Annotated in this window: 14 protein-coding genes and 1 other annotated feature; of the genes, 13 read left to right on the top strand and 1 reads right to left on the bottom strand. The window is 31.3% G+C overall.

Annotated features, from left to right (window positions below; all coding sequences use genetic code 11):
• Positions 1-251: 251 nt before the first annotated feature.
• The 9 genes from JNO63_RS06580 to JNO63_RS06620 all read left to right on the top strand — a co-directional run bounded on the left by JNO63_RS06580 (position 252) and on the right by JNO63_RS06620 (position 8,091).
• Positions 252-569: a hypothetical protein gene (locus JNO63_RS06580; RefSeq protein WP_203127709.1), complete on the top strand. Its 318-nt coding sequence runs from the start codon at positions 252-254 to the stop codon at positions 567-569.
• Complete coding sequence (locus JNO63_RS06585) at positions 562-771, top strand: hypothetical protein (protein WP_203127711.1); 210 nt, start codon at positions 562-564, stop codon at positions 769-771. The genes JNO63_RS06580 and JNO63_RS06585 overlap by 8 nt, the downstream gene beginning before the upstream one ends.
• A 202-nt stretch (positions 772-973) precedes the next feature.
• Positions 974-1,498, top strand: coding sequence for a nucleoside deaminase (locus tag JNO63_RS06590; protein ID WP_203127713.1), 525 nt, complete (start codon positions 974-976; stop codon positions 1,496-1,498).
• Between the two features lie 117 nt (positions 1,499-1,615).
• Entirely contained in the window at positions 1,616-2,566 is a 951-nt protein-coding gene (locus JNO63_RS06595; protein WP_203127715.1) for an NAD(P)-dependent oxidoreductase, read from the top strand.
• Complete coding sequence (gene udk, locus JNO63_RS06600) at positions 2,563-3,183, top strand: uridine kinase (RefSeq protein ID WP_203127717.1); 621 nt, start codon at positions 2,563-2,565, stop codon at positions 3,181-3,183. The genes JNO63_RS06595 and udk overlap by 4 nt, the downstream gene beginning before the upstream one ends.
• Positions 3,184-3,188: 5 nt before the next feature.
• A complete protein-coding gene (gene glgB, locus JNO63_RS06605) occupies positions 3,189-5,006 on the top strand; it encodes a 1,4-alpha-glucan branching protein GlgB (RefSeq protein ID WP_203127719.1) in 1,818 nt (605 codons plus the stop codon).
• Positions 4,990-5,448 (top strand): UPF0158 family protein, encoded by a 459-nt coding sequence (locus JNO63_RS06610; protein WP_203127721.1) that lies wholly within the window; start codon positions 4,990-4,992, stop codon positions 5,446-5,448. The genes glgB and JNO63_RS06610 overlap by 17 nt, the downstream gene beginning before the upstream one ends.
• Positions 5,445-6,551 (top strand): FAD:protein FMN transferase, encoded by a 1,107-nt coding sequence (locus JNO63_RS06615; RefSeq protein WP_203127724.1) that lies wholly within the window; start codon positions 5,445-5,447, stop codon positions 6,549-6,551. Before JNO63_RS06610 ends, JNO63_RS06615 begins: the two co-directional genes overlap by 4 nt.
• A 64-nt stretch (positions 6,552-6,615) precedes the next feature.
• Positions 6,616-8,091: a DUF1846 domain-containing protein gene (locus JNO63_RS06620; protein ID WP_203127726.1), complete on the top strand. Its 1,476-nt coding sequence runs from the start codon at positions 6,616-6,618 to the stop codon at positions 8,089-8,091.
• Positions 8,092-8,195: 104 nt separating this feature from the next.
• On the opposite strand, the gene JNO63_RS06625 is transcribed toward JNO63_RS06620, so the two are convergent.
• Positions 8,196-10,334, bottom strand: a complete 2,139-nt coding sequence (locus JNO63_RS06625; RefSeq protein ID WP_203127736.1) for a metallophosphoesterase family protein — start codon at positions 10,332-10,334, stop codon at positions 8,196-8,198.
• Between the two features lie 157 nt (positions 10,335-10,491).
• Positions 10,492-10,704, top strand: a binding site (T-box leader).
• A gap of 58 nt (positions 10,705-10,762) precedes the next feature.
• On the opposite strand from JNO63_RS06625, the gene JNO63_RS06630 reads away from it, so the two are divergent.
• From JNO63_RS06630 to JNO63_RS06645, 4 genes are read left to right on the top strand one after another with little or no spacing between them, the layout of a single operon-like run.
• On the top strand, positions 10,763-10,987 hold the full coding sequence (locus JNO63_RS06630) for a hypothetical protein (protein WP_203127738.1): 225 nt from the start codon (positions 10,763-10,765) through the stop codon (positions 10,985-10,987).
• 30 nt (positions 10,988-11,017) lie between these two features.
• The gene (locus tag JNO63_RS06635; RefSeq protein ID WP_203127740.1) at positions 11,018-12,130 is read left to right on the top strand and encodes an ABC transporter substrate-binding protein; all 1,113 of its coding nucleotides are present in this window, start codon (positions 11,018-11,020) and stop codon (positions 12,128-12,130) included.
• A gap of 14 nt (positions 12,131-12,144) precedes the next feature.
• Positions 12,145-13,200 carry an ABC transporter permease gene (locus JNO63_RS06640; RefSeq protein WP_203127742.1) on the top strand — a complete coding sequence of 352 codons (1,056 nt, stop codon included), beginning with the start codon at positions 12,145-12,147 and terminating at the stop codon, positions 13,198-13,200.
• Positions 13,197-13,943, top strand: coding sequence for an ABC transporter ATP-binding protein (locus JNO63_RS06645; RefSeq protein ID WP_203127744.1), 747 nt, complete (start codon positions 13,197-13,199; stop codon positions 13,941-13,943). The genes JNO63_RS06640 and JNO63_RS06645 overlap by 4 nt, the downstream gene beginning before the upstream one ends.
• Positions 13,944-13,998 lie beyond the last annotated feature (55 nt).

Below are 13,998 nucleotides of genomic sequence, written 5' to 3' on the forward strand. Positions count from 1 at the left end.
CTAAACTTAACGGCGAAAAAGTTTCAAACACAAAAGGTAGCAACATGGCAAGCATCGTAGAAAGAGCTTACATTGACCTAACAACTGGCAAACTTCACTGCACACAAGCAAAAGATGATGATGTGCAACAAGCAGTAATTGCTTTAGAAAATAATTTAAAATTAGCATAGAAAATATAAAAAAGACTTGACTTTATATAACGCCCGCGGTATAATATTAGTGTAAGATAAATAATTAAAGGAGATAGAAAAATGAAACAATTAACAAAAGAAGAAGTGATGAATGCATTAATTGAAAATATGAGCAGTGAACCAGATTATGATGGAGCTATAGAATACTTTTTACACATCAAAGATAATGGTGAAATCGTATCTGATATAAATAATGCAGATGAAAGTTTTAGCACATATTTAAATCCTGAAGCTTATGAAGAAAAAGCGCAAGAAGATCCAGAGTATGATTTTAGAGATGATATCGAAATGGAAGATAATAAATACTTTATAGAGGTGGTTGAAGAACTGACAAATCAAGCCAATGAATATCTTAGAGATTGGGGTGAAGATGAATAGTAAAGAAAAAAAGACAAGCGAGGCTCAAAAAAGAGCCTCCAGAGCATACGAAGAAAGAAACCCAGAAAAAACTAAGATAGATAGGTACAGAAGAAATGCAAAAACTTTCTTCAGACACCATGCAACCAAAGATGATATAGATGAGTTGATAGATATCTACTACAAAGAAAATCCTAGAGGGATCAAAGAAAAAGAGGACTGATTGTCCTCTTTAATGATGTGGGCAACGTGTGGGCAACCTAACTGGGTGCGGTGGGTTGCCTTTGGCTGAAAGCGGTTGTATTATTTATGGTAAAGATATTGCAAGGGGTGTAGGCAGTTTCTCTGGAACACCATTTATATTTAACTTTTAAAATATCTTTTTTATTAAAGATATTTTTTTTGTATTATTTTAAGGATTTTTTATGACTGAGATTTTAAAAAAAGATTTTACTAGTGATGATTATTTTTTTATGAATGAGGCCCTTTATGAGGCGCGTCTTGCTAGATTTATCGAGGAAGTTCCGGTTGGTTGTGTAATTGTGTATGATGGCAAAATAATTGGACGAGGTCACAATTTCACTTTTAAAGGTAAGTCTGGTCTCTTACATGCTGAAATGATTGCTATAAAAGAAGCAAATGAATTTTTTGATGACTTTAGACTTGAGAATACAACTATGTATGTTACTATGGAGCCTTGTTCTATGTGCGCTGGTGCTATTATAAATTCAAGAATCGCTAGACTTGTTATTGGAATTCCCGATTACAAAAGAGGAGCTTGTGGGTCAAATAATAACATTACTGGTGATAGATCTCAACTACACTTTTTGGATGCAGAATTTGGTTTAAGAGATGATGAATGTCTTTTTGAACTTCAAAGTTTTTTTAAAATGCTTAGAGCTCGTAATAAGGAGAAAAAATTATTAAAAAAGTATCAGGATAATTTATAAATTTATTAAAATCTCAAATACTTATTGACTTCAGATATATTCTGGAGTCTTTTTTTATCTCTAAAATCAAAATATTTATAGTATAATTAAATTAGAATAATAGTTAAGGAGAGTGTTATGAGAATTTCATTAGTTAATCCGTTAGAAGTAGAAGAAAAAATTATTGAAAGTCATAAAGAAAAATTAGAAGAAATGGGTCATGAATTCATTTCTTATGCTGAAAACGCAAAAGATGATGATGAACTTATAGAAAGATTAAAAGATACTGATATTGCAATTGTAACAAATAAACCATTATCAGCAAAAGTTATAGATGCATCAAAAAATCTTGAACTGATCGATGTTGCCTTTACAGGGGTAGACCATATAGATCTAGAGGCTGTCAAAAAAAATGGAATAAAACTTTTAAATGCAAGTGGATATTCTGATGATTCTGTAGCAGAACTTGTAATTGGTCTTACAATTGCGGTTATGAGAAAGTTTAAAGAAAATGATGCAAATATTTTTGATGGTAAAAATAATAATTTGATGGGAGAAACCATCCAAGGCAAAAAGTTTGGGATAATTGGTACAGGTAATATTGGTACAAAATTAATTGGCATACTCTTAGCCTTTGGTTGTGAAGTCATAGCTTATTCTAGAACTGAAAAAGAAGATATAAAAAATCTTGGTGTGACTTATGTAGATTTAGACACACTTTTAAAAGAATCAGATGTAATTTCTTTACACATTCCAAATAACAGTGAGACTAAACATTTCCTAGGCAAAGAAGAATTAGATAAAATGAAAGAAAATGCTATTTTAATCAATTGCGCTAGAGGTCCAGTTGTAGATAATGATTACTTAGCAGAATTACTAAATGCTGATAAACTCCGTGCTGGTATCGATGTTTTCGATATGGAACCACCACTTCCAAGCGATTATCCATTAAGAAATGCAAAAAATGTAGTACTTACAAATCACATTGGTTTTTATACAAAAGAAGCAATGGCAAACCGTGCTGAAATTGTTTTTAACAATATTTATGAATACTTAGATGGAAATATTATCAATGAGATAAAACTATGAGTGATATAAAAATTATTGCAGTTGCAGGTGGGTCTGCATCTGGAAAATCATCTATTGTTAGACATATAGATGAGTATTTTAAAGATGATTTGATAGTTATAGGCCATGATAATTACTACAAAGCCCATGATGATATTTCTTTTGAAGAAAGGGCAAAGCTAAATTACGATTATCCAGGAGCCTTTGATAATGACTTATTTCATAAGCACTTATTAAAACTTCAAAAGGGTGAAACAATTGAAATGCCAACTTATGACTACACAATCCACACTAGAAGCGATAAAACTATCACAATCAAACCTACAAAAATCATCCTAATAGAAGGTATTTTAGTCTTAGAAGATAAGAAAATTAGAAATATTACCGATACAAAAGTATTTATTGATGCTGATAGTGATGTAAGGCTACAAAGAAGGATTTTAAGAGATACAAAAGAACGCGGCAGATCTCTTGATTCTGTTTTGGAACAATTTATAAAACAAGTAAAGCCAATGCATGAGAAATATGTAGAACCTACCAAAAAATACGCAGACATAATCATCCCACGCGGAGCAAAAAATACTAAAGGAATAGAAATCCTATTAAGACATATTACTGATATGATAGAGGATAAGTAATAATAATGGAGATAAATATCATTGAAACAGACCATGAGCAAATAAAAAATTATATAAGTGGTCATGCCAGCAATGGTCATGAAATTTTTGGTCCAATCCCTTATGAAGACGGTTACATCTTTAGAGTATATGCACCAAATGCCGATCAAATGTTTATAAGGGGTGATTTTTCAAATTGGGAAAATCACGAGATGAGTAAAAATTCTGAATATGGTTACTTTTATATATTTGAAAACGCAAAGGTAGGAGATTTTTATAAATTAGTTGTAGTAAAAGATGGCAACTGGGTGGAACACACAGATCCCTTTGCAAGGGCCATGGACTATGAAGGAGATTTTGCATCGTTAATAGTGGATGAAAACTATGAGTTTAATGACGATGAGTTTATAAAAAATCGCAGCAAAAATTTTAATAAGCCAATGAATATTTACGAAGTTCATATAGGTTCTTGGCTTAGATATGGTCAAAATGTTAATTTTTTAGATGTTGTAGATAAATTAATTGCTCATATCAAAGATATGAACTACACCCATCTGGAGATAATGCCAGTTACAGAATATCCATTTTATCCATCATGGGGATATCAATCCACAGGATTTTTTGCCACAAGTTCTCGTTATGGTAGACCGGAAGATTTTAAGAAATTTATCGACCTAATGCATCAAAATGGTATCGGTGTAATCCTTGATGTAGTTGCAGTGCATTTTGCAAATGATTATTATGGACTAAAAACTTTTGATGGAACTCATTTATACGAATCGCCATATGAGGGACTTACTTATTCTGAATGGGGATCTATAAATTTTGATTATTCAAAAGGGCATGTAAAAAGCTTTATGAAATCAAGTTTATCCTATTGGATAGAGAAATTTCATCTAGATGGTATAAGGGTAGATGCGGTTTCGTATATGATTTATTATAATGGTAATGAAAATCGTGGAGTGCATGAAGATAATATAAAATTTATAAGTGATTTAAATAAAACTTTAGCTACAAATTATCCAAATGTGATGCTGATTGCAGAAGACTCATCATCTTACCCACTAGTAACAAATAAAAATTCTGATGAGGGTTTAGGATTTGACTACAAATGGGATATGGGCTGGATGAATGATACAATTAAATATTTTGAAGTTGATTCTTTCAATAGGTCTATGTACCATAACAAAGTGACTTTTTCCATGTATTATTTTTATAATGAAAGATATTTATTACCCCTAAGCCATGATGAAGTTGTGCATCTAAAAAAACCTATGATTAATAAAATGAATGGGTCTTATGAAGATAAGTTTAAACAATTAAAGCTTTTAAATACCTACCAAATGACTCATTCAGGTAAAAAACTTAACTTTATGGGAAATGAAATAGCCACCTTTGATGAGTGGAATGAAAATGAATCCATAAATTGGGACATAAAAAATTATCCAGTTCATGATGATTTTAATAGATTTATTAAAGATTTAAATTACATTTACAAAAATAACCCAGCCTTTTATAAAAAAGACTACGAAGAAGATGGATTTAAGTGGATAGTTGTAGATGATGCAAGTACTTCAGTTTTTGCTTATGAAAGAATAGCAGAGGGATCAAGATTTTTAGTTGTGCTAAATATGGCAAATGTGTATCATGGTGGATATGAATTTGCTTATGATGAAGATTTGATATTTATTGAAAAATTAAATACTTTTAACCCCACTTATGGTGGTGCCAAGGATAATTATAGGGAAATTGAAATTAGAAAGGGAGAAGTTCTAAGACTTGAGCTTTGGGAATATGAAGCTTGTGTCTTTGAAATCTTAGAAAAAAATGAAAAAACCAATTAACTTATCTTGGTTGGTAGAAAAATGGACATTACTAGATGAAGATTCTTATCTTAAAGCAATGTGGTTAAATACAGAAAGTTTAGACATTGTTCGTATCAACCAAGGACAAACAGAAGAAGATATTACAAAAGATTACTTAGATATAGAAAATGATATAGAACACTATGTTCTAATGCCAAGTCGTGATGAATTTAATAGGGCAAATATAAGGGAAGCATTTATAGAAACCCTAGATAGATTTAAAAAAGATCAGTTTATCGATCAATATGATGGATTTTCTCCAAGCGAAGAATTTCTAGATACAGTCTATACCTTAGGTCTTGAAAATGAATATTATGACTTTAGATCAAAGGCTGCCGGAAATATTTTATTATATTGGGCAGATGAACAAGGCATACATATTAAAAAAGATATGGAGACAATTAATACAAATAAGATATGAATTACAAAAAAATACTAATGGCCTTAGTTTTTGCAATTGGTTTAACCTCTTGCAGTACTCAAGGAGCTAAAGATAAAAACGCAAGCGATAAAACAGTAGTAACAGATGAAAATGCTACTGATTTAAAAAAATATAATGCAGTTTTCTACGACTATTTTGATACAGTAACCGAATTTTTAGTATATGCAAAAGATGAAGAAGAATTTGAGAACTATAAAAAAATACTAGAAGACGACTTATCCAAATACAACAAACTTTTTAACACTTACTATGATTTTGATGGGATAAATAATGTCAAAACCATAAATGAAAATGCAGGAAAAGAAGCAGTAAAAGTAGACCCAGCCATAATAGAACTCTTAGATTATAGTAAAGAGATCTATAATATGACAGATGGAAAAATAAATATGGCCTTGGGAGATTTAATAAGCTTATGGCATGAATACAGGGAAGCAGGACTTGCTGATGAAAAAAATGCAGCTATACCTAGCGACAAAGAATTAAAAGAGGCTGCAAGTCACAGTGATATCGAAAAAATCGAAATTGATCATGAAAAGAACACAGTTTATATAAAAGATCCAGATATCAAAATTGATGTTGGAGCAGAGGGTAAGGGCTACGCTATAAAAAAAATGAAGGAAAGCCTAGAAAAAGCTGGAATGAAGCATGGTATTTTATCAGTCGGTGGAGATGATGTTATAATAGGAGAAAATCCTGCTAGAGCAGATGGCCTATGGAAAATTGCTATTGTAAACCCTGAAAAAAATGCAAAAAAACCTTATGCCAGTGTTGTAGACATAAAAGATAATACGGTCGTAACAAGTGGGGACTATCAAAGATTTTATGTAGTAGATGGTCAAATTTACCACCACATTATAGACTCAGATACAAATTATCCATCAAAATACTTTAAATCAGTATCAGTAATCCACCCAGATATAGCCTTGTCAGATGCATTAAGTACTTATTTATTTACTGTAGATTTAGAAACTGGTAAGAAAGTTGCCGAAAAATATAAGGCAGAAGTACTTTGGATAGATTATGATGGTAATTACTACAAGACAGAAGGCTATGAAAAATTAGAATCAAAATCGGAAAAATAATGTTTCCGATTTTTTTCTTTTTAAAATTTAATCTGTTATAATTAGATTAGCAAATGGAGGAATTATGAAAAAGATAGCCTATGATAATGATAAATACATAAAATTACAATCTGAAAAGATCCTAGAACGCATCAGCCATTTTGATAAGCTTTACCTAGAATTTGGCGGAAAGCTTTTTGATGATGGGCATGCATCAAGAGTTTTACCAGGATTTTTGCCTGATAGCAAACTTAGAATGCTAGAAAGTATAAAAGACAAGGCAGAAATAATAATAACAATAAATGCAAATGATATTGAAAATAATAAAATTAGGGGAGATAATGATATTTCTTATGATACAGAATCTATCAGACTAAAACAAGCCTTTGAACAAAAGGGATTTTTAGTAAATAGTATAGTTATCACCCAGTTTACTCACCAAGATAAGGCTATAAGATTTGAAAAATATTTAGACAACCTATCCATAAAACATTACAGGACATATAATATAAATGGCTATCCAAATGACATCGATCACATCTTATCTGAGGAAGGCTTTGGTAAAAATGATTATGTAGAAACAACAAGACCCTTAGTTGTAGTTACTGGACCAGGACCAGGATCAGGAAAAATGGCAACATGCCTTTCACAAATGTATCTTGACCATGAAAGAGGACAAAGATCTTCATATGCTAAATTTGAAACATTTCCTATTTGGAATCTAGGATTGATGCATCCGGTAAATATGGCCTATGAAGCTGCCACTGCAAATTTAAATGATATTAATATGATTGACCCATATCACTTAGAGGCCTATGGGACTTTGGCGGTAAATTATAATAGGGATGTAGAAGCATTTTCGGTTTTAAAAAGAATGCTAGAAAAAATTATGGGACAGGCACCATACAAATCACCAACAGATATGGGTGTAAATATGGTTGGTTTTTGCATAGTTGATGAAGAAGCTGCCATAGAAGCAAGCAAAGAAGAAATTATTAGACGATATTATAATGCCTTAGTTGACTATCGTTTTGCCAAAGAATCATATAGCTCAATAGAAAAAATCCAAACCTTAATGTCCAATTTGGATATAAAGGCAGAAGATAGAGAAGTTGCAATCGCAGCTAGAGAAAAAAAACAAAGCACTGGCAAAGAATCATTTGCAATTCAGATGAATGATGGGCAGATAATTACTGGTAAGAAATCAAATCTCTTTTCAGCACCTGCTGCAGCAATTTTAAATACATTAAAAAAACTTGGCAAAATAGATGATGAAATACTTTTGCTAAGTCCACATATCATAGAGCCAGTTTCAAACTTAAAAACAGCTTCTCTTGGAGAAGTAGAGCCTTCTCTTTCTATAAATGAAATGCTGATTGCTCTTGCAATTTCAGCTACAACAAATCCCTTAACCCATATGGCTATGGAGGAGATTAAAAATTTAAAAAATTTAGATGCCCACAGCACAGTTATTTTAAATGATAGTGAAAAAAGTGAACTTAGAAAATTAGGCTTTAATTTTACTCAAGATGCAGTTTTTGGAGATGATAGTGGATATTAAAAAAGACTTTTAGGATTTCTAAAAGTCTTTTTATCTTTATCATTTAATTTTTAAGCCATCTAGTTAGGCACTTATGTTTATTTGGGATTTTGCGAGTTACTTTTTTAATTTGTTGTTTTTTTGTCGTTATACTCTATATAATTAAAATATTTTTCTAGTTCATTTAAATCTTCATTTTGGTAAATTTCTACCATTTCATCACTCATCGAGTTTACCACATCTATTATGAATTTCCTTAAACTTGTTTGTCCGAACATATGGTCTGCGAATGTTTCTTTTGCAATTCTTGCTGATTTTGTATTTACTATTCTTTTTGCTAGATCAACACCAGTCAAATCTTTTTTCTTTGTTAGGTATAGGGAGAAAAAGTCTAGTAAGTCCCTAAGGTTATCAACTCTTTTTATTAGATATTTATATACAAGGCCTGAGGTAAATCCCTCTGTTTGGATGAGGTCTTTAAAGAATTTTTCCTTGCTGCCATCTTTTTCTAGTTTGATTGATCTTGTAAATTTATCAAATATTTCGTTTATTTCATCTTTACAATATTCTATAACTATATTTATTAAATTATAGTTTGGATTATTTAGATTATCAATCATTTTTGATACATAGGCAGGTCTTTCTTCCTCACCTAGAGGTTTATATTGATAAATGTAGTTAGCAAAATCATAAAAGGTGTTACCTTCCTCATCAATAGGCATTTGCCAAGCTTTATTTATTATCCTATCCCAATAATTGACTATTTGATATGGTATCAAAATTTTATCTTCAATCTGATCAAAAATTACATCTATAGCTTCTTCTATATTAGTAGCCTTTACATGAAGGATATTTTTTATAGATCTAATTTGAAATTCAAATTCATTGTTTATTTTTGCAATATCTATTTTTCCAAGATATTTTTTAGAAAGTGGGAAATACTTATATATCATTGGAAAAACTATTTTGTTCATATATCCATGTTCTGGCACATCTTCATTTAAATATGCGCTAGCTTTTTCTATTAGTAGATCTTGCAAATCTATGTGAGCATACTTTGGATTGTTTGCCTGAATCCTTACATAATTATGAAGAACATCTCTAAGTGAAAGTTGTTTTTCAATTGTATAGTTTATAGCATCATCAACAACTTCTATTTCATCAGATAAATTTCTATAAGTAAATTTTTTAATTAATTCGGTTTTTATATGAACTTCATAGCCGCTATTTTCTTCTAGTTTATTTATTATTTTTATATGCCTAATAGGTAGGGGATAGGTCACTGTAGAGCCTGTTTGGACATCATAGATTTCATTGCCCATTTCTGAAATATATTTGGCAGTACCATTTTCGTGTAAGTGGCCTGTAAATACAAATTTTACCCCATTGTCAGCTAGTACTTCTATTGGAGTTTTGTTATTTATCCTTGGGTCATCGTCAATAAATTTTGTGCGCCATTCTTTAATTATAAATGGTGAAAAAACCAATTCTTGGTTTCTAAAGTTTGGCATAAGTGCATGGTGGGCCATTACAAAAATTAAATCATTGCGTTCTTTGGCATCTTTTATTTTTTCTACTGCCCATCTCATTTGCTCTAGGACTAATGATCCAGGAACATTTTCTCTGCCATCCCTATGAGATTGCTCGGTATCAGCAGAATAAATTGAAGTATCTAATGAAATGATGGTTAAGCCACTATTGCTAATCTCACTTGGAATTCTTGCTACATATGAAAAATATCCGTGAGCATAATATTTGTATTGTTGATCTCTATCATATTCATCATTAACCCTAGTCAAATAATCTTTAAAAATATTTGTATCCTTGTACATTTCTATGACATATGGGTTTTCGTATATAAAAGAATAAAGGTCATAAAATTCTTTTGGAGTAATATTTTTGGTTTTTCTAGAATTTTTAAAATCATAAGACTTATGGTTATTTAGGTCATGGTTGCCTGGGATCATAAAAACTTCACGACCTTCTTTGGCATTTTTCCAATCACAAACATATTTTTTAACTATTTCATGAGACTTATATTCTCCATCTTTTACCAAATCTCCTGGCAAAAAAAGAAACTGGCTATTAACCTTATCTACCATAGATAAAGCTTCACCCAGTAAGGCCTCACTCTCTACTAAAAGTTTTCTGTCTATTTTGATTTCTTTTTGGAAATCTTCTGTATCTTTTATCAAGTCATAAGCAAGTACATGGGGGTCGCTAATGATTGATATATCAAAATTGTCTATTTTTTGTAAACTCATATTTACCTCTTAATAACTTTGTCATAAATAATATACCAGGAAATGAAATTTCTTAAACAAAATCAGATAAGAAAATGTTTTTATAAATTTATTAAATGTAAAAAATATTACAAAAAAATATTGACATATGTTAAGGAGATGGTATACTTATTTTACATGAATAACTAGGAAAAGAAGAGTACATATTTATTTTCAAATACAGAGAGATTTGTTAGCTGAGAAAAATCATTGAAAAATTTATGGAAGTGCATCTTTGAGTTTTATACCGAAATCATAGTAGGCTATAACGCTTGTGCCCGTTAAGCACATTAAGGTTTTAAGATATTCTTAAGATAAATTAAGGTGGAACCACGATAACCTCGTCCTTTTTGGGCGGGGATTTTTTATGTTCATGTAATATATAGAAAGGATTTTTATAGTATTATCGGATGAAAAAAATAGTTTATCTAACACTTTCAGCTGCTATGGCATTTAGCTTATCTGCCTGTTCCAGTGCTGATGCTGAAGTAGATACGCATACTCACCACCATGATCATGCTAGTAATAGTGTGACTCATGAAGAACATATGGTCGATGATTTAGAAACAGTTGACTTTATGGATAAAGATTTTGATATGGATAAGATTGAAAAGCGCTCATGCTGTGATCTTTAATATATAACGATTATAAAAGGAGAAATATAAATGAAAAACAATAAATTATTAGCCGTACTATTACTAGGTGGACTTACTTTAGTGGGATGTGGTAACAACGCAAACAATCAAACTACTGATCAAGCAAATACTCAAACGGAAACTAAAAATGAAGTTGAGAAAGAAAATAAAACCGAAAACAAAACTGAAGATAAAAATGTAGCTAAAGCTCAAAGTCTTGAAGAAGAACCAAGATACAATACTCCAATTAAAATGGGATTTGATGGTGACTTATGTATGGCAGGACAAAACCTTGCTGAAATCAATGGATACTTTAAAGACAAAGGTATAGATATCGAGTTTATCAACACACAAAATGGTAAAGATGCTCTTTCAACAGGACAAATTGACGTTATGACAGGAGAATTTGGTTCACTAATCGTTCCAGCAACAAAAGGACTAAATTATGTCTTCTCAACAGCATCTCACTCAGGATGTAAATCACTTTATGTATTAAATAAAAATACTGATTTACAAGAAACTTCTGATCTAGCTGGTAAATCAGTAGCAGTAACAAATGGTATAGGAAATAGTGGACACAACACTCTTTTAAGATTCTTAAACCATGATGATGTAAATCCAAAAGATATCAAAGTAAAACCAGTAGAAAAATCTGCAGTTATCCAATCTCTAGAAAAAGGCGAAATCCAAGGGGCAGTTCTTGATGATCAATTTGCTCAAGAATTCCTACAAAAAGATATTATTAGACCAATTAGATCACTAACAAGTGATGAGGACTTTGGTAAAGAAGTATGCTGTGTAGCTGCATTTAACAAAGACTTTGTAGAAAATAACCCAATGCTTGCAGAGCTTGTAGCAGAAGCAATTGATGAAGGTAATACATTTGCAGCAGAAAATCCAGAAGAATCAATTAAACTTCTTCAAGATAAAAACTTAGCTGAAGGTGACCCAGAAGTAGCTACTGATCTATTAAAATCATATGACTACTCATTAACAAACGAAGATGGTGAAACAACAATTAGAAGTTATTTCGATGATTACAAAGAACTAGGTCTAATCCCAGCAAATAAATCTACAGATGAACTTGTAGAACAACTATGGAGACCACTAGGTAACGGAGAAGTTGACGTAGTTAGAAAATAGTTAAGGAGAAATAAATGGCAATAAATAATGAAAAACCGTCTGCCGAAATTATAGAAAAGAAACCTTCAACTAGAACCCTTACGGCTGAAGAGCTTATAAAACTTGAATCAAAACCAAGAAATAAAACAAAAGATCGCTTTAAATTAATCCTGCCAATCCTTGCAGGACTTGCGGCGATACTAGAATATCTATTTGTCCCAGATTATGATGTATCCGTAACAAAAACAAATCTTTATCCGGGATTTATAGGCATACTATTAGCAATTTATATTATTGCCCTACTAGTATCTATAAAAAAAGAAAATGTAAGAGATAGACTTTTATATAAGTCTAACTTTTACACTTTCGTATTTATTATATTGATTATTTATGATATCATGACCCTAAAAACAGGAAAATTGGCTCTGCCATATTTCCCATGGCTTGATATGATATTTAATTCTATGAAAGAGGATACAAGCTTTTTAGCAGATTCTGTATTTAGCTCATTAAAATTACTATTTACAGGCTACTTTATAGGAGCATTTTTAGGAATACTATCCGGAATTCTTGCAGGATACTTTGAAAAAGTAAATTATTGGGTAGACCCATTTTTAAAACTCCTAGGGCCTATTCCAACTACAACCTGGCTACCAGTAGTAATGGTAATTGCAATAAATCTCTTCCAAGGAGCCGTATTTATAATCGCACTTGGAGTTTGGTTTTCAACAACTCTAGCAACTATTACTGGTATTCACAACGTAGACCCATCCTATTATGAAGCTGCACAAACTCTAGGTGCAACAAACTCTGAATTAGTTAGAAAAGTTGCAATAAAGTCAGCAACACCAAATATTTTCCAAGGATTAATTGCCGGTATGAGCGCTGCTTGTAATGCTCTAATCGTAGCTGAAATGCTAGGAGTAGAAAGTGGACTTGGTTGGTATATTACATGGAAATCTTCATGGGCTGATTACTCAGCTATGTATGGAGCAATTATTTTACTTGCTCTTACATTTATATTAGTAAATAAAGTAATTAAAAATATTAGTAATAGAGCCTTAAGATGGAAAGTTGGGGGTGTAAGATGAGCAAATTAGAATTTAAAGATGTATCAAAATCATTTGTAAGACTAGATAATAACAGCATCACTACAGCCCTAGATGATATAAATTTTGAAATCCATGATGGGGAATTTGTAAGTATAGTTGGACCATCAGGATGTGGTAAATCTACTATATTAAGACTTATCGCAGGTCTAATCTTCCCTACAACAGGAAATATAAATTTAGATAATAAGGAAATTGAAGGTCCATCTAGCCGCAGGGGTATGGTTTTTCAAAAATCAACCTTATTCCCATGGCTTACAGTAGGAGAAAATGTTGGATTTTCTGGTGAACTAAAAAACGAAGAGAAAGTAAGTGATCAAGCAATTGATCAAATGCTTGAAAAAGTTGGATTACTTGACTTTAAAGATTCATATCCATCAAACCTATCAGGTGGTATGGCTCAAAGGGTTTCGCTAATTAGAACACTAATTAACAAACCAGAAGTTTTATTATTAGATGAACCCCTAGGTGCCCTCGATGCATTTACAAGAATGAACATGCAAGATGAAATTTTAAGATTATGGAATGAAGAGAAAAATATGACAATAATGGTAACACATGATGTAGACGAAGCTGTATATATGTCTACAAAAGTTATTGTTATGGAGCCTCGCCCAGGTAGGATAAAAGGCATAGTTCCAATAGACTTAGAATATCCTAGAAAAAGAACAAGTAAAGAATTTATGGCATACAGAAATGAACTTTTAGATATGCTTGATATTTAATAAATAAAAAGTGCTAATTATTAGTTTGATTAGCACTTTTTACTTTACATATTTT

Origin of the sequence: Anaerococcus sp. mt242 (assembly GCF_016798225.1) — a bacterium.
Lineage (GTDB): Bacteria > Bacillota > Clostridia > Tissierellales > Peptoniphilaceae > Anaerococcus.